Below are 19,908 nucleotides of genomic sequence, written 5' to 3'. Positions count from 1 at the left end.
CCAGTTTCGTTCCCGCTAACTCTACTCCGCCGCTGGGCGCGCGATATTCTTCGGCGCTGGTGTGGCTTCCGCCGGAGCTGCTCCGTGGTGGCCGGCAGCCTCCGCATCCTCGCTGTGCACGATCAGCCGCTTGCCGAAGCGCCAGATCAGGGCGCCGAAATCGTCCATCACCATGAACATCGCGGGCACGAACACCAGCGACAGGATGGTCGAGAAGATCAGGCCGCCGATCACCGCGAGCGCCATCGGTGAGCGGAACTCGCCGCCGGCGCCGACCGCGAGCGCGCTCGGCATCATGCCCGCGGCCATCGCGATCGTGGTCATCACGATCGGACGGGCGCGCTTCATGCCGGCATCGATCATGGCCTCTTCGCGCGGCTTGCCGGCGTGAATGGATTCGATGGCGAATTCCACCAGCATGATCGCGTTCTTGGTGACGATGCCCATGAGCATCAGGATGCCGATCCACACCGGCGTGGTGAGCTGCTTGCCGGTGACGAGCAAGGCGGCGATCGCGCCGCCGATCGAGAGCGGCAGCGAGAACAGGATGGTGATCGGCTGCAGGAAGGTGCCGAACAGCAGCACCAGCACGGCATAGACCATCATCAGGCCGGCCGTGATCGCGGTCGCAAAACCGTCAGACAATTCGTTGAGGCTTTCGGCGTCGCCCGAGGGTGAGACTTTCACGCCTTTCGGCAGGCTCTTCATCACCGGCAGCTCGTAGATCTTCTTGGTGGCATCGCCGAGCGCGGCGGAGCCGACGAGGTCGGCCGCGACGGTCGCCTGTCGCTCACGGTCGTAGCGGTTGATGCTGGTGGGGCCCTGGTCGAGCTTGACGTCGGCGATGACCGAGAGCGGCACGCCGCCCTTCTCGCCGTGCTCGCCGAGCGGCACGCGGAGCTGCTCGAGCGTCTTCAGATTGCCGCGCGCGGCGTCCTCGAGCTGAACACGGATCGGCACCAGGCGGTCGCCGACGTCGAACTTGGCAAGTGCAGGCCCGACGTCGCCGATGGTGGCGACGCGGATGGTCTGCGACAGGCTTTCGGTCGAGACGCCGAGCCGCGCGGCGAGATCGGCGCGCGGCTCGATGCGCAACTCGGGTCGTTCCAGCGAGGTTTCCGAGATCACGTTGGAGATGGTGGGAATGCGCTTCATCTGCGTCGCAAGCTCGCTCGCGACGTTGTTGACGATGTTGGGATCGACACCGGTCACCACCAGCGAGATCGCGCGCAAGCCGTTCTCGTCCAGGAACCAGAAGCGGATGTCGGGAACGTTCTCCAGCTCCTGGCTGATCGAGAACTCGAGCTCGCGCTGAGTGATGTCGCGGCTGTCCTTGGGCGTGTAGTTGATGATCAGGGCGGCGCGCCGGACTTCCTGGGTGCCCGGCGGGACGCGCCCGCCGTCGACGAAGATGCTCTTCACCTCGGGCCGCTTGCGCAGGCGCGCGACGATGTCTTCGGTGACCTTTTCGGTATAGGCGAGCTGAGTGCCCGGCGGCAGCTCGAGCGCAAGCAGCGAGCGGGCGCTGTCCTGCGCCGGCAGGAAGCCCTGCGGCAGCAGCGTGATGCTCCAGATCGAGGCGGCGAAGATGCCGAGTCCAATCAGCACCGTGATGAAATAGTGCCTCACCGACCAGGCCACGATTCCATGATAGGACCGCAAAATGCGGCCGGGCGGCGGCTCCTCATGCGAACTGTGCTTGAGGAAGTAGGCGGCCAGCACTGGGGTGACGAAGCGGGCCGCGAGCAGCGAGAAGAACACTTGCACCGAAACGGTGATGCCGAACTGCTTGAAGAACTGTCCGGCGATGCCCGACATGAAGCTCGCGGGTGCGAAGATCGCGATGATCGTCAGCGAGATCGCGATCACCGCGAGGCCGATCTCGTCGGCAGCCTCTAACGCGGCACGATAGGGCGACTTGCCCATGTTCATGTGCCGGACGATGTTCTCGATCTCGACGATGGCGTCGTCGACCAGAATACCCGTCGACAGCGTGATGGCGAGGAAGCTGACGAGGTTCAGCGAGAAGCCGAGCAGGTCCATCGCCCAGAACGCCGGGAAGATCGACAACGGCAGCGAGATCGCGGCGATGATGGTCGCGCGCAGGTCGCGCAGGAACAGGAGCACGATGACGACGGCGAGGATGGCGCCTTCGAACAGGGTCGAGATCGCCGCGTGGTAGTTGCCCTTGGTATATTCGACCGAGGTGTCGATCAGCTTCAAATCGACGTCGGGATAGGCGGTCTTGAGCGCGTCGATGCGCTTCTGCACGGCCTCGGCCACCTTCACATCGCTGGCGCCCTTGGAGCGCTTGATGCCGAGCGCGACCACCGGCTCGCCGTTGAATCGGGCGAAGGTGCGGCGGTCGGCGATGGTGTCGGTGACGGTGCCGAGATCGTCGAGCCGGACCTCGCCGCCGCCGAACAGCGGGATCATGGTGCCGGCAAGATCGCCCAGCGTCTTGGCGCCGGCGAGCGTGCGGATGGCCTGGTCGTTCTTGCCGATCTCGGCGCGGCCGCCGGCGACGTCGACATCGGTGCCGCGCAGGCTCTGGCTGACATTGACCGCGGTCAGCCCCATCGCCTGCAAACGGTCGGGATCAAGCGAGACCAGGATCTCGCGCTCGACACCGCCGATGCGCTCGACCTGGGCGACGCCGCGCACGCCTTGCAGCGCGCGCTTGACCACGTCGTCGACGAAATAGGAGAGCTGCTCCGGCGTCTTGCCGGGTGAGATCGCGGCATAGGTGACGATCGGCAGGCCGATGACGTCGACGCGCTGGATCAGCGGTTCGGTGACGTTCTGCGGCAGGTTGGAGCGCACGCGCGTCACCGCGTCCTTGACGTCGTTGAGCGCGCGGTCCGTGTTGGTCTCCAGCGCAAACTGGATCGTGGTGACCGACAGGCCATCGGTGATCGAAGAGGTGATGTGCCGCACGCCCTCGACGCCGGAGACCGCGTCTTCAACCGTCTTGGTGACCTGGGATTCGAGCTCGGCCGGCGCTGCGCCGAACTGCGAGACCGCAACCGAGATCACGGGGATGTCGGCCGACGGCAGCCGTGTGATCGCGAGCTTGGTGAAGGAGGTCCAGCCGAGAACCAGCAGGATGATCGAAAAGACGACAGACGGCAGCGGATGACGTATCGACCATGCCGAGATATTAAGAGCCATCAGCGTACTCGCGTGCGATCGAGTTCATCGGCGAACATGGTTTTGATCTGGTCGCCATCATGGAGCGAAGAGCCGGCGTCGGCGACGACGATTTCGCCGACCTCGAGCCCTTCCAGGATTTCCGTCGCGCTGTCGGACGACAGTCCGACCCGCACCTTGCGCGTCTCGACAATATTGCCTTTGACGACTTGCACGGTGAGATGGTCGATCGCGGTCTTCGGGATCGAGACGCCGCAGCTTCGCTTGGCGTCGATCGAGGCGCGGGCGAATACGCCGACCTTCAGCGAGGGATTGTTGGTGACGCTGATGCGGACGCGCCCGAGCTGGGTGGTGCGGTCGATTTCGGGCGCAACCAGCCGGACCCGGCCGATCAGATCGGGTGCGTCATCGCGGCTGATGCGCACGGTCGCGCCGGAGCTGAGCTTGGGCATATGAACCGCCGGGACTTGGGCGTCGAGCTCGATCTCGTTGTTGACGGCGATGCGGAACATCGGGCCGGCCTGCGGCGAGGCCGGCGCGCCGACGATGGTGCGGACCTCGGTGACGAGGCCCGGCGCGGGCGCCTTCAGCGAGAGCGGGCCTTGCGGGCCGGGGCGCTGCGGCTGGCCGGGCATCTGCGGTGGCGCGGTCAGGCGCGCCAGCTCCTGATTGTCGGTGACAACAGTGCCTTCGGTGACGAAGAGGTCCGTGACCCGCGAGCCTTCCTGGTCGGCGACGACCACGGCCTCGCGGCGCGGCACGAAGAAGCCGGTCACCCGCACGAGGTCGGAGAAGCAGGCATTGGTCGACTTCGTCACGATGACGAGCGCCTCGCCCGGCGTTTCCTTCGCCTCGGGGCGGCGCCGATGCTCGAACAGATAATAGCCAATGCCGAGCGCGACGACGAACGCCACCGTTCCGGCCGGCTTGAGATATGCGGAAAGGTTCATCGCCGGATCACCCTGGCCTGGCTCACGGCCGTCCGTACGAGGCCTATCGAGAGCGTTTCCCCGAAATAAAGCGGCGTCCCGCAAGGCTGCGGGACGCGCTTTGGAAGCGAGACGTTACACCACATCACGACGTGTCACTGCAAAGGATTGCGTCGTGCTTACTTCGATGCGGTGGTCTTGTTTTCCATGTTGACCACCTGCACGCGGCGGTTGACCTCCGCCATCGGCTGGCTCGGATCCTTCAGCTTGCTCTTGCCATAGCCGACGGTGACGAGGTCGGTCGCCGAGATGCCGTACTTGTCGACGAGGTAGCGCTTGATCGAATCCGGCGCGGCGCTCCGACAGGTCCTGGTTGTAGGCTTCGCCGCCGGCGGCGTCGGTGTGACCGGCGACCACGAAGGTCGAGCCCTTCAGGTCGGGGCTGGTCAGCGCGCGACCGAGCGCCTGCACCGAAGGCATCGATTTGGCGCTGATATTGGCGGAGTTGTAGTCGAACGTGATCTCGAGATCGATGTTCGGCTTGTCCTTGGCGACGGAGGCGATTTCCTCGCGCTCGGTCGACGACAGCGAGCGCGTCGAGCGGCCGCGCACGGATTGGATCAGCTTGGTCTCCGCCGCGTTCGGCGCGGGATCGGCCTGCGGGGTGATCGAGAGGCCGCGGGTCAAAGGCTTCTTCGGCGGCGGCGCGAGTGCGCGGACGATCTCGTCCTCGGTGACGTTCTTGCTGTTGCTTTCGTCGCCCGCGAAGGCGGGCGACGCCGGCAGCGACAGAGCGGCGCCGATGGTGATGATGGACAGGATCGCGGTCAGTCCCTTTGCAGCCAATTTCATAGCAGTCCCTCCTGCGCAGCCAGCTCGCGCATTTCCAAATTCCTGCAATAGCCCTCGGGAAAGGCCCCCTTGCGGCATCCGCCCATTAGTCTTCCTTGGGCTGTTGAAGGTTCGAGGCGTCTGCTGCCTCAATCCAAAAAAATATCAACGCACTCCGTAGCTTGCGAATTCCTGAACGATGTTCGGATCCATCGCCTTGGCATTGGCGATGTCGAGCGCGCCTTCCTGGGCGGAGCCGTTGCGCTGCTTGGCGAGGCCGCGTCCGTAGAGCGAGGACGTCAGGCGCGGGTTGATCCTCAGGGCCGCGTCGAAATCGGCGATGGCGTTCTTGACCGCGCCCGATTTCAGGTTGACCAGCCCGCGGCTATCCAGCGCATCGACGAAGTTCGGCCGCAGCCGCAGCGCCTCGTTGCAATCCTTGAGCGCGCCCTGGAGATCGCCGACCACGGTGCGGGTCCAGCAGCGGTTGTTGAGTGCCTCGACGTCCTTCGCGTTGATGCGGAGCGTATCGTCGAAATCCTTGATGGCGAGGTTGTAGGCGCCCTTGCTGGCATAGACCTGGCCACGCCGGTACAGCGCGTTCACGTCGTCCGGATTGGCGGCAATCTTGGCCGTCAGGCTCTTGATCGTGGGGTCGTCAGCCAGGACGGCGGGGCTCGGTCCGCTGTCCGTGCTCGGCGCGGGACCGGGATCAACCGGCTTTACGGGCGGCGGCGGTGGCGGCAGGGCGGCCTCGACCTGCGGCTTCGGCGAGGCCGCCGGTGCGGGCGCAGGAGGGGGTGGAGGTGCAGGAGCCGCAGCCGTGTCGGCCGGCTTCGGCGGCGAAGGCGGTGTCGGCGGCGCGGGTGGTGCCGGCGGCGGGTTGTTGGCGACCACGGCCGGCGGCGCGGGTGGCGGCGTCGTTGACGGACGCGATCCGCCGGCCCCTGGAATGAACGAGAAATCTTCGGCCAATGAAGAGGATATCCACGGCACCTGCTCGCCTCGCGAGGCGCGGGTGACGCCCATCTTGGTGCGGTTCAGCGTCTCCTCGGCCATCAGGTCGGGGACGCGGATTTCCTTGAGCAGTTCCTGGACGAACAGGCTGTGCTCGCCACCGGCGTCCGAGACCACCGAGGCCAGCGCCGCCGAATACATCACCAGCGTGCCATTCGGCGCGATCACCGGGGTCAGGCCGGCCGAGAAGCTGCGGAACCGGCGCTCAAACGGGTTGCGTCTGGAGGCATCGACCAGCGCGATCTTGACGCCAGCGCCGCGGGTGTTGAGTTCGCCGAGCACGGTCTCCAGGCTGAAACCGTCGCGGCGCACGTCGGATTCGGTCCAGATCTGCGCATCGACCGGCAGCATGTAGCTCTGACGCGCGGACTGGATGCCGAATCCGCTGAAGAACACCAGCGCCACGGAGCCGGGCTTGATCTTGCCGTAGAGCTTGTCGAAGGCGCGGCGCATGCCGTCGCCGGTCAGGTTCTCGCCGATCTCGACGGAAAAGCCGTCGCGCTTGAGCTCGTCGGCGACGTCGCGCGCATCATTGATCGGTTCCTTCAGCGGGGCATCCGCATCCGGATATTTGGCGTTGCCGATCACCAGCGCAAAGCGGTCGCCAGCCGCAAGTGACGGGGCAGTCGGAACAAGCGAGATCAGCAAAGGCAGCAGAAAAAGGAAGCGAATTTTCATAATCAGCGCGGTCCAGCCAAAAAGGCACCGTTCCCAGCTTGCGCCGCGGCGACCTTAACTTTCGCTCCATGCATTATCAGACCCGGGATGGGGGGCGTCAACCGCTTGGAGATTCGACTTTATCGCGACGATCGACCGCAAGGCATGGCCGCGCTGCGAGGGGAATAAAGAGGCTGTCATGGTTGCACTCGATGCGATCTGGCTCGATCCTGTCCACGGGACGTTAGGGCAGCCAGGGCGACTAAAATGTGATTGGTCTCACATTGCAGGACCGCGGTCGTCGCAACCTCAGGTGTTTGACCTTTGCAACGGACAATGGCTTGGTCCGCCGGTGCGTCTCTGCAGGTCCACTCAGAAAAAAGCAAAACAAAGAGCAGCGTCATGGGAAACGTCTACGAGATCTACGCACTGCGCTATGCGACGATGTCGCCGCGCACCCCTCACATGAACTTCCTCGTGCCCGACCCGCATGACAGCGCGGCGCAGGATCTCGACTATTTCGTCTGGCTGATCCGAGGGCACGGTCGCGACATCCTGGTCGACACCGGCTTCAACGCCGAGGAGGCGAGCGCGCGGGCGCGCAAGCTGACGCTCAATCCGGTCGACGCGCTGGGGCGCTTCGGCGTCGCCGCGGCCGCGATTCGCGACGTCATCGTGACGCATCTGCATTACGACCACGCCGGCAATCTCGATCGCTTCCCACACGCCCGCTTCCATCTCCAGGAGCGCGAGATGGCTTACGCGACCGGCCGCTGCATGTGCAACGGCCTCTTGCGCCATCCGTTCTCGGTCGAGCACGTCACGCTGATGGTGCGTCACGTCTATGGCGAGCGCGTCACCTTCTATTCCGGCGATGGCGAGGTCGCGCCCGGCGTCACCGTGCATCGCGTCGGCGGCCATTCCGACGGCTTGCAGGTGGTCAAGGTCGAGACCGCGCGCGGACCGGTGGTGCTGGCGTCCGATGCCGCGCATTACTACGCCAATCTCCAGCGTAAGAGCCCGTTCCCGATCGTCTACAATGTCGGCGACATGGCGCAGGCCTGGGAGACGATCGAGCGCCTCGCCGGTCACCCTGATCGATTCATTCCCGGCCATGATCCGATCGTGACCGAGATCTATCCGCGCGCCAGCGACAAGGTCGACGCCTGGGCGCTGCACCTGCCGCCGGCGCGATCGTTTGCGAAATAGCCTGACGCAGACCCTCATCCTGAGGCGCGCGCTCTTGCGTGCGTCTCGAAGGATCAAGGCCGAGCTGCAGCAGCGGGGCCTTCATGGTTCTCGCGGCACGAGGTTATAAACGTCGGCAACGACCGTGGGCAGCTTGCTCGGATGTCGAAGCAAGCCAAAGAAGTACTCGAAGTGGACAAGCTCGAGGCGGTCGCCGACCGTGGCTACTTCGACGGAGAGGAGATATTAGCCTGCGAAGAGGCTGGCGTTGCAGTCACCTTGCCCAAGCCCATGACTTCGAACGCCAAGGCGGAGGGCCGGTTCGGCAAACAGGACTTCGCCTACCTGCCTGATGAGGACGTCTATCGCTGCCCCTCCGGCGAGCTGCTGCCCTATCACTTCACCAACATCGAGCATGGAATGACGCTGCGCCGTTACTGGTCGACGGCGGCATGCCAAGGCTGCGCGATCAAGAGCCAATGTACGCCGTCCAAGGAGCGTCGCATCACGCGCTGGAAGCACGAGCATGTGGTCGAGGAGGTCCAAAGAAGGCTCGATTCCAATCCCGACGCCATGCGGACGCGGCGCGAGACGGTCGAGCATCCCTTCGGCACGATCAAGGCCCGTATGGGTGCGACCCACTTCCTGATGAAGCGCCTGCGGAATGTCGCTGCTGAGATGGCGCTGCATGTTCTCGCCTATAACCTCACACGGGTGATGAACATCCTCGGCAAACCAAGCCTGATTGCAGCCATCCGCGCCGCCTGACGGCCGGAAGTGCGTCCAAAACTACAATCCCCCGGTCGCGGTACCTACTTTGGCCGGTCATTGGACGATTCGATACGCAAATACCGGCCGCGCGCAATACTTGGCGACCACGCCGCGTCAGGCCTATGCGTTTGCACACAACCAAGGCCCATCGGCGAAACTGCGGATAGCCTAGAGTTCTGCTTCGCAGGGTCTAGCGGACGCGAATTGCTCTCGTTGAGCTTTTCTCAGTTTGACCCGAAGGCGAAGATCGCGATAGCGCCCGGACGTCAGCAGCTGACGCCAGACCGGACGTGGTGGCCGCGGCCAAATCGACGCGAATGACCTTCAACGGACGTTTACTTGGGGTCGCTTCCCGCCAATTAGCTTAAGGATATAATCTGGCCAGCCTCCAGTCGGACTGCTGCCAGGTTCAGACCCATGAAGCGGTGGCGCTCAGTCAGCATTATCTGCATTGTCGTCACTGCGGGCCTGCTGGGTGCCGGGGCCCTTGTCGTCGGCCAGTCACGCGTGCCGACAGAAGCCATTGCATTCTCGGTAACTCGTACACCGGAGCTTATGGAACGCGCGTGGCACCTGCCAGTGGCCGCCACATTCCATGGGAACGTGAACTGGCAATCAAATAGCTCTCGTTGCGGACCTGCAGCTGTTGCGAATGCGTATAGGTCGCTCGGCGAGACGGCAAGCACGGAGGGTAAGGTGTTGGCCGGCACCGGGCGGTGCTGGACGGGCTTATGCATCCTGGGTCTCACGCTTGACGAACTGGCCGAGGTGGCGCGGACCAACACGAGCCGCAAAGTCACGGTCTTGCGTAATCTCAGCGAGGGCCAGTTTCTGGAACATTTGCGTCGTTCCAACGATCCAAGCCGACGCTACATCGTGAATTTCAATCGCGCGCAAATTTTTGGTGCTGGTGTTGGACATCATTCGCCCATTGGTGGCTATCTGGAAGCCGACGATCTGAGTTTTCGTGCTCGATGTCAATTCCAATTACCAGCCATGGCTAGTCGAGCGAAAGCGGCTGTTCGCAGCTGTGAATACGTACGATGGCGATAAGAAGCGCGGGCTGTTGCTGATCGAGTAATTGCAAATCCCTGCGGCCTGTCACGTACAGCCCTGGGCTGAAGAAGGCGAGCGAGGCGGTGGAGGTGACGAGGCGATCGAATAAAACAAGGCTGCGAGCAGCTGCCTTGCGACGGCTCTGCTCGTGGCCCTGAGTCGAACAGCACTGCAGCCGTCACGACGTCGGCTGTCTGATGTGGTCCGGATTCCGATGAAGCATTTTCTGGAAGGACAGTCGGTTTTAGCGCGCCTCCCTGTTTTACTTTTGCTGGGCGGTTGTGCCGGAACGATGCCCGAGTGTAATTCTTTGGATGCGCGTAATACAGTGATTAAGATCGTTTCGGACGACAGCAACAACGCGCTTGTCAACTACGCCGTTATGAATTCGAGCGCGGTTGCGGCGATGATAAGTAATGCGGCCACAGAGGCCGAAAAACTAGCGATTTGGGAAAAGGCGAGACAAGGTGCCGCTTATAGGTTGGATGATGCGATAAGCACAAATTCAAGAAGCAAAGCCAAGCGAGCAGTTACCTGTACCGCGTTATTGTCTGCGACGGTTGAGGATGTGACAGCGCAAAAGGAGGTGGACTTCGAGGTGGAACTAACCGCAGACGGCAAGATTTCCGTTTCGGTCAGACCGTTTCAATTTTGACCGATGCCACGTAGTGGCCTCTTTCATATCAGGCCAAGCAGGGAATGTCGCCTTTGATGCTGTGGACGGCTCCTCCACCGGCACGAGAGTGCCAAGGTATGGGCGCCGTTTTTGAGGCTCCCACGATTCGGAGGAGCAGCCTATGCAGTCAATTTCGACGATCGGTCTGGATATTGCGAAGTCGGTCTTTCAAGTGCATGGCGTCGATGCAGCCGGGCAAGTGGTCATACGGCGTCAACTCAAGCGCCGTTTCGTGCTGTCCTTCTTTGAGAAGTTGGCGCCGTGCCTGGTGGGGATCGAGGCTTGCGCATCATCCCATTATTGGTCCCGTGAGTTGCAGGCGTTGGGACATACGGTGCGATTGATGCCTCCGGCCTATGTGAAGCCGTACGTCAAGCGGCACAAGAACGACACCACCGACGCGGAGGCGATTTGCGAGGCGGTCACGAGACCCAACATGCGGTTCGTGCCGACCAAGACGGTCGAGCAACAGAGCTGTCTGATGCTTCATCGAGCGCGCCACCTCTTCATCCGCCAGCAGACTGCCGTCATCAATTCAATCCGCGCCTATCTTGCCGAGTTCGGGATTGTCGCCCCGGTCGGGCGCCGGGGCGTCGATCAGTTGCTGGAAGTCGTCGCCGATACAGCTGACCGCCGGCTCCCGGAGGTGGCCCGCGCATGTCTTGCTGCCCTCGGCAGTCAATTGCGGGCGCTGAAGGTGCAAATCCTGGAGTTCGACAGGCGCATTGTCGCCTGGCATCGATCGAGCGCGACGAGCAAGCGACTGGACGCGATCCCTGGTGTCGGTCCGGCGCTGGCAACGGCGCTGGTCGCGAGCGTTGCTGATGCCAAGGCGTTCCGATCGGGTCGAGACTTCTCGGCCTGGGTTGGGCTCGTGCCGAAGCAGAACTCGAGCGGAGGCAAGGACAAACTTGGCAGTATCAGCAAGCAGGGCGATCGCTATTTGCGCAGCCTGTTCACGGCCGGCGCACTCGCCGTGATCCGCTATGCCAAGATCCATGGAACGGGGCGTCGGCCCTGGCTCTCCGCATTGCTGGCGCGGCGAGCAACTAAGGTCGCTGCCATCGCGCTCGCCAACAAACTCGCCAGGATAGCCTGGGCGATGATGGCGAGGAACGAACGCTACAAGGAACCCGCCGCTCTCATGGCGTAAACGAGATTACGCCGGATATGCCGGTGTGACGTAACGGTTGGAAGGGCGAACAGCACTTAATGCAGCGCCGGTCGATCCGGCGATCAGGACAACCCACACGGGCCACGGCATCTCCGAATGCGTGCTTTTGATCGGGACCTGATCCGCGGAGGGCATTATGGCCAGCGGTCACGTGAACCGCGCAAACAGGCCGAACACATGGCCGCTCCGACCAACGCCGCAAAGTGAAGATTCTCCTTGCCAACCCGGAGCCGTCCACACATGGCCCGTAGCAGACCTTGGCCTATGTTTCGTCGATTTCCGCTTTATAGCTACCCACCCTAATACGCCTGCTTGGCGTCCGCCTCTTCGCTGGTCTGGATCAGGTCGAGACTCTGCTCGATCTTGCCGAGCAGCGCCGAGAGCTGCTTGCGCTCTTGCGCAGAGAGGCAGGCGAGGATCTCGTCTTCCCGCCGCAGCAATTGCGGGAATAGCTCCTCATAGAGCGCGCGGCCCTTCTTCGTCAGTTGCAGGCGGAACTCGCGACGGTCGGCTTCGTTCTCGACCCGCTCGATCAATCCCTGGTGCAGCAGCATCGTCACCGCCCGACTGATGGTCGATTTGTGCGTGCGGGTGCATTGCGAGATGAATTGCGCGCTACAGGCATCATTGCGGAAGCCGAGCGTGGCGATCACGCGCCATGCCGGAATGTCGAGGCGATGCCGCTCCTGATATTCGACCGCGAGCGCGGAACTCACCTCAGCCGCGAGCCGGTTGAGGCGGAACGGCACGAATTTGAACAGATCAAGCCGAGGCTTTGGCCGCGGCGAAGCCTCGTCGGCTTGCCGTGCGTTCAGCGCGATGTCGCTGGATGTCCTCGCCAAGGAAAGCGCTCCGAATTCAGTTGACGGCCGGCCGGCTCCGGTCCAAAATAGTTGCACGTGAGACTATCTAGCAGATCAGTCCTCTCCTGACCAGAGCGAAAGGTTAGCGCATGGCGCAGGCCAAATCCCAGTTCGGCTATCGCCGCCACCCCGATCAGGATCGTCCGGGCCAGGACCCGGCCGCGCATCCTGTCGTGGTCGTTGGTGCGGGCCCGGTGGGGTTGTCGCTCGCGATCGATCTTGCCCAGCGCGGCCAGCGCGTTGTGCTTCTGGACGATGCCGACCGTATCGGCGAAGGCTCGCGCGCGATCTGCTTCTCGAAGCGTTCGCTGGAATATTGGGACCGCCTCGGCGTCGGCGACCGCATGGTCGAGAAGGGCGTGATGTGGAGCGTCGGACGGATCTTTCACGGCGAGTCGCAGCTCTACCAGTTCAATCTGCTGCCCGAGGACGGCCACAAGCGCCCGGCCTTCATCAACCTTCAGCAATATTACGCCGAAGCCTATCTGGTCGATCGCATCCAGGATCTGCCTGCGATCGACCTGCGCTGGCGCAACAAGGTGACGGCGCTGGAGCAGCGCAACGATGCCGTCGCGCTGACGATCGAAACGCCGGAGGGAGCCTGATCGGCTGCACGCGCAATATGTCATCGCCTGTGACGGCGCGCGGTCCTCGCTGCGGCAGATGGTCGGCGCCGAGTTCGCGGGACAGGTGTTCGAGGATCAGTTCCTGATCGCCGACGTCAAGATGACCGCGGAATTCCCGACCGAACGCTGGTTCTGGTTCGATCCGCCGTTCCATGCTGGACGTTCGGCGTTGCTGCACCGGCAGCCCGATGACGTCTGGCGCATCGATCTCCAGCTCAATCGCTACGCCGATCCGGTTCTCGAGAAGAAGCCGGGAAACGTGCGGCCGCGCATCGCGCGCATGCTCGGCCATGACAAGTTCGAGTTCGAGTGGATCTCGCTGTACAAATTCCAATGCCGGCGGATGGACCGCTTCATCCATGGCCGCGTGATTTTTGCCGGCGATTCCGCGCACCAGGTCTCGCCCTTCGGCGCACGCGGCGCCAACTCGGGACTGGAGGACGCCGAAAACCTCTCCTGGAAGCTCGTTCGCGTGCTGCGCGGGACTTCGCCCGCGAGCCTGCTCGAGAGCTACCATGTCGAGCGCAGCATGGCGGCCGACGAGAACATCCGCGAATCCACCCGCTCGACCGATTTCATGGCGCCGAACTCGCACCAGGAAGCGCGGTTGCGCAAGGCGGTGCTGTCGCTCGCCAAGGAGACCGAGTTCGGCAAGCGCATGGTCAATGCCGGCCGGCTGTCGGTGCCGTGCAGCTACCACTCGCCGCTGTCCTCGCTCGATGCGGATACGTGGCGCGGTGGACCGTCGCCCGGCTGTTCCATGCTCGACGCGCCCGTCGCAACGCGTGCCGGCGACCAGATCTATCTGACGGATGCCTTCCGCAAGGATGGAACGGACTTCACCTTGCTGTCGTTCAGCAATGGCGCGCCGGTCGATGTGCCCGATGGCATCAAGGGCATCTGCATTGGAGATGAGGGCGGGTTTGCCGATCCCTCGGGCCTGGTCGCAAAGCGCTACGGCGCCGAGTCGGGTGCCGCCTATCTGCTCAGGCCCGACGGTTATGTCGCGGCGCGCTTCCGTCGCCCGACGCGCGCGACGATCGCGGCGGCGCTGGCGCGGGCCGAAGGTTTGTATTGAGGTTTCGCATGCCGCTCTCCACCAGCTCCAACTTCGCGCGTCCCGACGATGCCTTTCGCGCCATCGTCGAGGCGCATCGCGGCCTGACCGAGGAGCAGAGCGCCGATTTCGACGCGGCGCTGGTGCTGATCCTCGCCAACCATATCGGCGACATCGACGTGCTGCGCGAAGCGATCGGGCTTGCCAAGCGGCGCATGATCGACGGCCAGCAGCAACAACAGCAACAACAATAACCCAGTGACTTGAAGGACGAATTGATGGCGAAGAACTTCGCATCCACCGGCGATCTCGCCGAGAAGAAGATCACCTTCTCCGAGATCGGCACCGATCTCTATGCCTTCACCGCCGAGGGCGATCCGAACACGGCCGTCATTGTCGGCGACGACGGCTGCCTCGTGTTCGATGCGCAGGCAACGCCCGCGATGGCGAACAAGGTGATCGAGCGCGTGCGCACCGTCACCAACAAGCCGATCAAATATGTCGTGCTGTCGCACTATCATGCGGTGCGCGTGCTGGGCGCATCCGCCTACAAGGCGCAAGGTATCGTCGCCTCGCAGGAGACCTATCGGCTGATCGAAGAGCGCGGCAAGCAGGATTGGGATTCCGAATACGACCGCTTCCCGCGCCTGTTCCAGGACGCGCAGAGCATCCCCGGCCTGACCTGGCCGACGCTGACCTTCGAAGGCGAGATGTCGATCTATCTGGGAAAACGCGAGGTGCGCCTGATGCAGCTTGGCGCCGGCCACACCTCCGGCGACATCGTCGCCTGGGTGCCGGATGCCGAGGTGATGTTCTCCGGCGATCTCATCGAATATCACTCGGCCTGTTATTGCGGCGATGCGCATTTGCGCGAATGGCCGCTGACGCTGAACGAGATCCGCAACTTCAATCCCAAGGCCATCGCGCCGGGCCGCGGCGATGCCCTGAAGGGCCTCGCCACCGGGCGCGAGGCCATCGCGATGACGCGCGATTTCGTCTCCACACTCTATGGCGCGGCCGAAATCTCCGTCGCCAAGGGCCGCACCTTGAAGGAGACGATGGCGGCGACGCGCGAGGTGATGGATCCGAAATTTTCGAGCTTTGCCATCTACGAGCACTGCCTGCCGTTCAACGTGTCGCGCGCCTTCGACGAAGCGTCGGGGATCGACGACCCCGTGATCTGGACCGACAAGCGCGACCAGGAAATGTGGGCGAACTTGCAAGGAGGAGGATAGTCATGAACATCAACACCTCGCCCGATCAGATCGTTCGCAGTTCCGCACAGGTGACGCCGGGCTACATGTCCGGCTTCGGCAACAGTTTTGAGACCGAGGCGCTGCCCGGCGCGCTGCCGATCGGGCACAACTCGCCGCAGCGCTGCGCCTATGGCCTCTATGCCGAGCAGCTCTCGGGTTCGCCCTTCACCGCGCCGCGCGGCACCAATGAGCGCTCCTGGCTGTACCGCATCCGCCCCTCGGTGAAGCATTCCGGCCGCTTCGAGAAGATCGATGCCGGGCTGTGGCGCTCGGCGCCGTGCCACGAATACGACCTGCCGATCGCGCAGCTGCGCTGGGACCCGGCGCCGATCCCGAAGGAGGAGGTGACCTTCCTCCAGGGCGTGCAGACCATGACGACCGCCGGCGACGTCAATACGCAGGCCGGCATGGCGGCGCATGTCTACCTCATCACCAAGTCGATGGTGGACCAGCATTTCTACAATGCCGACGGCGAGCTGATGTTCGTGCTTCAGCAGGGCGTCTTGCGTATCGTCACCGAGTTCGGCCGCATCGATGCCGAGCCCGGCGAGATCGTGGTGATTCCACGCGGCGTCAAGTTCCGCGTCGAAATCCCGAACGGTCCGGCGCGCGGCTATCTCTGTGAGAACTATGGCGGCGCCTTCACGCTGCCGGAGCGCGGGCCGATCGGCGCCAATTGCCTCGCCAATGCGCGCGACTTCCTGACGCCGGTCGCATATTACGAGGACAAGGACACACCGACCGAGCTTTACGTGAAATGGGGCGGCTCGCTGTTCAAGACCACGTTGCCGCATTCTCCGATCGACGTCGTCGCCTGGCACGGCAATTACGCGCCCTATAAGTACGACCTGCGCACGTTCTCGCCGGTCGGCGCGATCAGCTTCGACCATCCTGATCCGTCGATATTCACGGTGCTGACGTCGCCCTCGGAGACGGCGGGCACCGCGAATATCGACTTCGTGATCTTCCCCGAGCGCTGGATGGTCGCCGACAACACCTTCCGCCCGCCTTGGTATCACATGAACATCATGAGCGAGTTCATGGGCCTGATCTACGGCGTCTACGATGCCAAGCCGCAAGGCTTCGTCCCCGGCGGCATCAGCCTGCACGATTGCATGCTGCCTCACGGCCCCGATCGCGACGCGTTCGAGCATGCCAGCAATGGCGAGCTGAAGCCCGTGAAGCTGACCGGCACCATGGCCTTCATGTTCGAGACCCGGTACCCGCAGCGCGTCACCGCGCATGCCGCGAAGTCGTCGACGCTGCAGGACGATTATGCGGAGTGCTGGAAGGGCCTGGAGAAGCGGTTCGATCCGAACAGGCCGTGAGGCTTCTGCACCCTCCCCTGGAGGGGGAGGGTCGATCGCGCGTAGCGCGAGCGGGGTGGGGTGACGGTCTCTCCACGTCCAACAGTGCTCGTGTTGAGAGATCACCCCACCCCGTCTCATATTTCGCTGCGCTCAATACGAGCCGACCCTCCCCCTCCAGGGGAGGGTGACACCGTCACCGCTGCGCCACGGAAAACCAATGCCCCACCCCAACGACCCCAGCCTTCGCTGCTTCATCGACATCGATCCCGCATCCGACTTCCCTATCCAGAACCTGCCCTATGGCGTGTTCTCGACCGCGGGCAATCCGACGCCGCGCGTGGGTGTTGCGATCGGCAATTACGTGCTCGATCTCTGGGAGCTCGAGCAGGACTCGCGGCTCGACGTTGGTCCGCTCGGTGTGTTCTCCGGGGCCTCGCTCAATTCCTTCATGGCGCTGGGACCGAGGGTCTGGACCAAGACGCGGGCACGGATCAGCGAGCTCTTGCGTCACGATCATCCGGAGCTGCGCGACAACGAGGAGCTGCGCAGCCGTGCGCTGGTGCCGATGCGCGATGCAAAACTGCATCTGCCCTTCACCGTCTCGGGCTACACCGATTTCTATTCCTCCAAGGAACACGCCACCAATGTCGGCGTGATGTTCCGCGGCAAGGACAATGCGTTGCAGCCGAACTGGCTGCATATGCCGATCGCCTATAACGGCCGCGCCTCCACCGTCGTGGTGTCCGGCACCAAGGTGAAGCGGCCGCGCGGACAGCTCAAGCCGCCGAATGTGGATGTGCCGAGCTTTGCGCCGTGCAAGCGGCTCGATTTCGAGCTGGAGATGGGCGCCGTGATCGGTCAGCCCTCAGCCATGGGCGGCATGCTGAGCGAGAGCCAAGCCGAGGAGATGATCTTCGGCTTCGTGCTGCTCAACGACTGGAGCGCGCGCGACATCCAGCAATGGGAATATGTGCCGCTCGGGCCGTTCCTGGCAAAAGCGTTCGCGACCTCGATCAGCCCGTGGGTGGTGACGCGCGAGGCGCTGGAGCCGTTCCGGCTGAAGGGGCCGAAGCAGGAGCCAGAGCCGCTCGACTATCTCAAGCAGACGAAGCCGCAGAACTACGACATTGCGCTCGACGTCTCCTTGCGCGCCGCCGGCGCCAACGTCCCCGCCAGCATCAGCCGCACCAATTTCAAATACATGTACTGGTCCTCGGTGCAGCAGCTGATGCACCACGCTTCCAGCGGTTGCGCCATGAATGTCGGCGATCTCCTTGGGAGCGGCACCATCTCCGGTCCGGAGAAGGATCAGCGCGGCAGCCTGCTCGAGATCAGCTGGAACGGCACCGAGCCGGTCGAACTCCCCGGCGGCGCCAAGCGCTCCTTCCTGGAAGATGGCGACAGCCTCGTCATGCGCGGCTGGTGCCAGGGCAATGGTTATCGCGTGGGGTTCGGCGAGGTCGAGGGGACGATTCTGGCGGCGGAGTAGGGCGCGCCGCCGCCACGACCTCCGTCATTGCGAGCGCAGGTCTCGTAGGGTGGGCAAAGGCGCATCAGCGCCGTGCCCACCATCCTTCGGCGATCGCAGTGACCATGGTGGGCACGCTTCGCTTTGCCCACCCTACGAGACCTATCGCTCCTCCGGCCGCACCTCGCTGTCATTGCGAGCGCAGCGAAGCAATCCAGAATCTCTCCGCGGAGGGATTCTGGATTGCTTCGTCGCAAGGGCTCCTCGCAATGACGGTGTGGCAGCAGTTCACCGCCTCTCCGGCGCCACGTCCTTGATCCGCGCGCAATGCGCCGCGACATCGTCCAGGCTGTACTTCAGATGCACCCGCTTGTCGGACGGCACCTGCTTCGCGGTGCACACACCCGGCCGCCATTCCTGCGCCGGCCTGATTGGGCGCGGGGCAAAACCGCCGCCGCAGTTTGGGCAGACGTTGAAGAGTTTCGTCTCCACGCAATACGCACAAAACGTGCATTCATACGAGCAGATCCGCGCGTCGGTTGCATCAGGCGGCAGGTCGCGGTCGCAATATTCGCAGTTCGGTCGAAGCTGGAGGGCCATGGTTGAATCTCCCGGATTGACCGGGATCATCGCAGATCGCGCCCGCGACGCGAATGACGTAGTTCCCTCGATTTCAGTCGGGCTCCAGGCGATTGCCTAGCGCCGCTAGCGCCCGGCCTTCCACGCAGCCGTCACAGCCCCGATCTCCGCCGCCTCCGGGTCGCGGACGGCCGAAGGCGTGCGTGAGAATCTCGGCGCGGGCGCTGGCTGCTTCACGCCGTGACGCTCGACGAAGACGTTGCGGGCGACCATGTGCGGGTGTTGCGTGGCTTCCGACATGGTCAGCACCGGCGCGAAGCAGATGTCGGTGCCTTCCATGATCTTGCACCAGTCCTCGCGCGTCTTGCTCTTGAACACCGCCTTCAGCTTCTCCTTCAGCGCCGGCCAGGCGTTGCGGTCAATCTGCGCGTCGAAATCGGCGTCGGTCAGGCCCGCGTGCTGGCGCAGCAGCGCGTAGAATTGCGGCTCGATCGAACCGATCGAGACGAAATGGCCGCAGGCGCATTCGTAGACGCCGTAGAAATGCGCGCCGCCGTCGAGGAAGTTCTGGTTGCGCCCCTCGGTCCAGCGTCCCATCGTGGTCATGTCGAAGAAGAACGACATCAGCGACGCCGCGCCGTCGCACATGGCGGCATCGACCACCTGGCCCTTGCCGGACTTTTGCGCTTCGAGAAGCGCCGCGAGCACGCCGACGACGAGATAGAGCGCGCCGCCGCCGAAATCGCCGACCAGATTGAGCGGCGGCACCGGTGCCTCCTTAGGTCCGATCGCGGCGAGCGCACCGGTGATCGAGATGTAATTGATGTCATGGCCGGCGGCGTTCGCGAGCGGGCCTTCCTGACCCCAACCGGTCATGCGGCCATAGACCAGCTTCGGGTTGCGCGCGAGTACGACGTCAGGGCCGAGCCCGAGCCGCTCCATCACGCCGGGACGGAAGCCTTCGACCAGCGCATCGGCGCTCGCCAGCAGGTCGAGAACTTGCGCGATCGCCGCCTTGTCCTTGAGGTCGAACTCGATCACCTTGCGGCCGCGGCCCGCCACCGACTTCATGCTCTTCCTGGCGCCGATGCGATCGAGCGTGACGACGTCGGCGCCCATATCGGCCAGCATCATGCAGGCGAACGGGCCGGGTCCGATGCCGGCGAATTCGACGATGCGGAAGCCCGACAGCGGGCCGGAGGCGCGGACGGAGGAGCCTTCTGATTTTTCTTGGGCTGGTTTATCGAGCACGTTGTTGTTTCCTCGGGTCGCGGGCGGATGCCGGTGATCCGGCAATGGC

The 19,908-nt window shown here is 63.7% G+C and carries 13 protein-coding genes and 4 pseudogenes; 10 read left to right on the top strand and 7 right to left on the bottom strand.

Annotated features, from left to right (window positions below):
- Nucleotides 1-21 precede the first annotated feature (21 nt).
- The 4 genes and pseudogenes from ACSKB8_RS07885 to ACSKB8_RS07870 all read right to left on the bottom strand — a co-directional run bounded on the left by ACSKB8_RS07885 (nt 22) and on the right by ACSKB8_RS07870 (nt 6,605).
- On the bottom strand, nt 22-3,171 hold the full coding sequence (locus ACSKB8_RS07885) for an efflux RND transporter permease subunit (RefSeq protein WP_438103535.1): 3,150 nt from the start codon (nt 3,169-3,171) through the stop codon (nt 22-24).
- On the bottom strand, nt 3,171-4,100 hold the full coding sequence (locus ACSKB8_RS07880; protein WP_091899067.1) for an efflux RND transporter periplasmic adaptor subunit: 930 nt from the start codon (nt 4,098-4,100) through the stop codon (nt 3,171-3,173). Before ACSKB8_RS07880 ends, ACSKB8_RS07885 begins: the two co-directional genes overlap by 1 nt.
- Nucleotides 4,101-4,258: 158 nt before the next feature.
- Nucleotides 4,259-4,931: pseudogene (locus tag ACSKB8_RS07875) on the bottom strand (OmpA family protein).
- 144 nt (nt 4,932-5,075) lie between these two features.
- On the bottom strand, nt 5,076-6,605 hold the full coding sequence (locus ACSKB8_RS07870) for a caspase family protein (RefSeq protein WP_438103534.1): 1,530 nt from the start codon (nt 6,603-6,605) through the stop codon (nt 5,076-5,078).
- 381 nt (nt 6,606-6,986) lie between these two features.
- On the opposite strand from ACSKB8_RS07870, the gene ACSKB8_RS07865 reads away from it, so the two are divergent.
- The 5 genes and pseudogenes from ACSKB8_RS07865 (at nt 6,987) to ACSKB8_RS07845 (ending at nt 11,428) form a co-directional block, all read left to right on the top strand.
- Nucleotides 6,987-7,793, top strand: a complete 807-nt coding sequence (locus ACSKB8_RS07865) for an N-acyl homoserine lactonase family protein (protein ID WP_438103533.1) — start codon at nt 6,987-6,989, stop codon at nt 7,791-7,793.
- A gap of 18 nt (nt 7,794-7,811) precedes the next feature.
- Nucleotides 7,812-8,540, top strand: a pseudogene (locus ACSKB8_RS07860) (transposase); the annotation flags it as partial.
- A 420-nt stretch (nt 8,541-8,960) separates the two neighbouring features.
- Nucleotides 8,961-9,624, top strand: a pseudogene (locus tag ACSKB8_RS07855) (phytochelatin synthase family protein).
- Nucleotides 9,625-9,813: 189 nt separating this feature from the next.
- Complete coding sequence (locus ACSKB8_RS07850; protein ID WP_438103532.1) at nt 9,814-10,254, top strand: hypothetical protein; 441 nt, start codon at nt 9,814-9,816, stop codon at nt 10,252-10,254.
- Between the two features lie 142 nt (nt 10,255-10,396).
- Nucleotides 10,397-11,428 (top strand): IS110 family transposase, encoded by a 1,032-nt coding sequence (locus tag ACSKB8_RS07845; protein WP_438103531.1) that lies wholly within the window; start codon nt 10,397-10,399, stop codon nt 11,426-11,428.
- Between the two features lie 320 nt (nt 11,429-11,748).
- On the opposite strand, the gene ACSKB8_RS07840 is transcribed toward ACSKB8_RS07845, so the two are convergent.
- Entirely contained in the window at nt 11,749-12,291 is a 543-nt protein-coding gene (locus ACSKB8_RS07840) for a MarR family winged helix-turn-helix transcriptional regulator (protein ID WP_438103530.1), read from the bottom strand.
- Between the two features lie 110 nt (nt 12,292-12,401).
- Between ACSKB8_RS07840 and ACSKB8_RS07835 the strand changes: the two are divergent.
- The 5 genes and pseudogenes from ACSKB8_RS07835 (at nt 12,402) to fahA (ending at nt 18,050) form a co-directional block, all read left to right on the top strand.
- Nucleotides 12,402-14,016, top strand: a pseudogene (locus ACSKB8_RS07835) (FAD-dependent oxidoreductase).
- 8 nt (nt 14,017-14,024) lie between these two features.
- Complete coding sequence (locus tag ACSKB8_RS07830) at nt 14,025-14,249, top strand: DUF2783 domain-containing protein (protein WP_025032749.1); 225 nt, start codon at nt 14,025-14,027, stop codon at nt 14,247-14,249.
- Between the two features lie 24 nt (nt 14,250-14,273).
- The gene (locus ACSKB8_RS07825; protein WP_438103529.1) at nt 14,274-15,230 is read left to right on the top strand and encodes an MBL fold metallo-hydrolase; all 957 of its coding nucleotides are present in this window, start codon (nt 14,274-14,276) and stop codon (nt 15,228-15,230) included.
- 2 nt (nt 15,231-15,232) lie between these two features.
- Complete coding sequence (hmgA, locus tag ACSKB8_RS07820; protein WP_438103528.1) at nt 15,233-16,579, top strand: homogentisate 1,2-dioxygenase; 1,347 nt, start codon at nt 15,233-15,235, stop codon at nt 16,577-16,579.
- Between the two features lie 199 nt (nt 16,580-16,778).
- The gene (gene fahA / locus ACSKB8_RS07815; RefSeq protein WP_438103527.1) at nt 16,779-18,050 is read left to right on the top strand and encodes a fumarylacetoacetase; all 1,272 of its coding nucleotides are present in this window, start codon (nt 16,779-16,781) and stop codon (nt 18,048-18,050) included.
- Nucleotides 18,051-18,317: 267 nt separating this feature from the next.
- On the opposite strand, the gene ACSKB8_RS07810 is transcribed toward fahA, so the two are convergent.
- Together ACSKB8_RS07810 and ACSKB8_RS07805 are read right to left on the bottom strand one after the other, a co-directional pair.
- A complete protein-coding gene (locus ACSKB8_RS07810) occupies nt 18,318-18,629 on the bottom strand; it encodes a DUF1272 domain-containing protein (protein WP_438110452.1) in 312 nt (103 codons plus the stop codon).
- Nucleotides 18,630-18,734: 105 nt separating this feature from the next.
- Nucleotides 18,735-19,859, bottom strand: a complete 1,125-nt coding sequence (locus ACSKB8_RS07805; RefSeq protein ID WP_438103526.1) for a CaiB/BaiF CoA transferase family protein — start codon at nt 19,857-19,859, stop codon at nt 18,735-18,737.
- Nucleotides 19,860-19,908: the final 49 nt, after the last annotated feature.

The sequence above is a fragment of the Bradyrhizobium sp. BR 1432 genome, assembly GCF_051547705.1.
Classification (GTDB): domain Bacteria; phylum Pseudomonadota; class Alphaproteobacteria; order Rhizobiales; family Xanthobacteraceae; genus Bradyrhizobium; species Bradyrhizobium zhanjiangense.
Note: the sequence above shows the minus strand (reverse complement) of the source record. Positions and strands in the feature narration are given on the sequence as shown.

What these genes read in the sequence shown, in the direction of transcription:
- ACSKB8_RS07870 (WP_438103534.1), bottom strand. Translation starts at nt 6,605, where the DNA reads ATGAAAATTCGCTTCCTTTTTCTGCTGCCTTTGCTGATCTCGCTTGTT.
- ACSKB8_RS07850 (WP_438103532.1), top strand. Translation starts at nt 9,814, where the DNA reads ATGAAGCATTTTCTGGAAGGACAGTCGGTTTTAGCGCGCCTCCCTGTT.
- ACSKB8_RS07810 (WP_438110452.1), bottom strand. Translation starts at nt 18,629, where the DNA reads ATGGCCCTCCAGCTTCGACCGAACTGCGAATATTGCGACCGCGACCTG.
- ACSKB8_RS07865 (WP_438103533.1), top strand. Translation starts at nt 6,987, where the DNA reads ATGGGAAACGTCTACGAGATCTACGCACTGCGCTATGCGACGATGTCG.
- ACSKB8_RS07880 (WP_091899067.1), bottom strand. Translation starts at nt 4,100, where the DNA reads ATGAACCTTTCCGCATATCTCAAGCCGGCCGGAACGGTGGCGTTCGTC.
- ACSKB8_RS07885 (WP_438103535.1), bottom strand. Translation starts at nt 3,171, where the DNA reads ATGGCTCTTAATATCTCGGCATGGTCGATACGTCATCCGCTGCCGTCT.
- hmgA (WP_438103528.1), top strand. Translation starts at nt 15,233, where the DNA reads ATGAACATCAACACCTCGCCCGATCAGATCGTTCGCAGTTCCGCACAG.
- ACSKB8_RS07845 (WP_438103531.1), top strand. Translation starts at nt 10,397, where the DNA reads ATGCAGTCAATTTCGACGATCGGTCTGGATATTGCGAAGTCGGTCTTT.
- fahA (WP_438103527.1), top strand. Translation starts at nt 16,779, where the DNA reads ATGCCCCACCCCAACGACCCCAGCCTTCGCTGCTTCATCGACATCGAT.
- ACSKB8_RS07825 (WP_438103529.1), top strand. Translation starts at nt 14,274, where the DNA reads ATGGCGAAGAACTTCGCATCCACCGGCGATCTCGCCGAGAAGAAGATC.
- ACSKB8_RS07830 (WP_025032749.1), top strand. Translation starts at nt 14,025, where the DNA reads ATGCCGCTCTCCACCAGCTCCAACTTCGCGCGTCCCGACGATGCCTTT.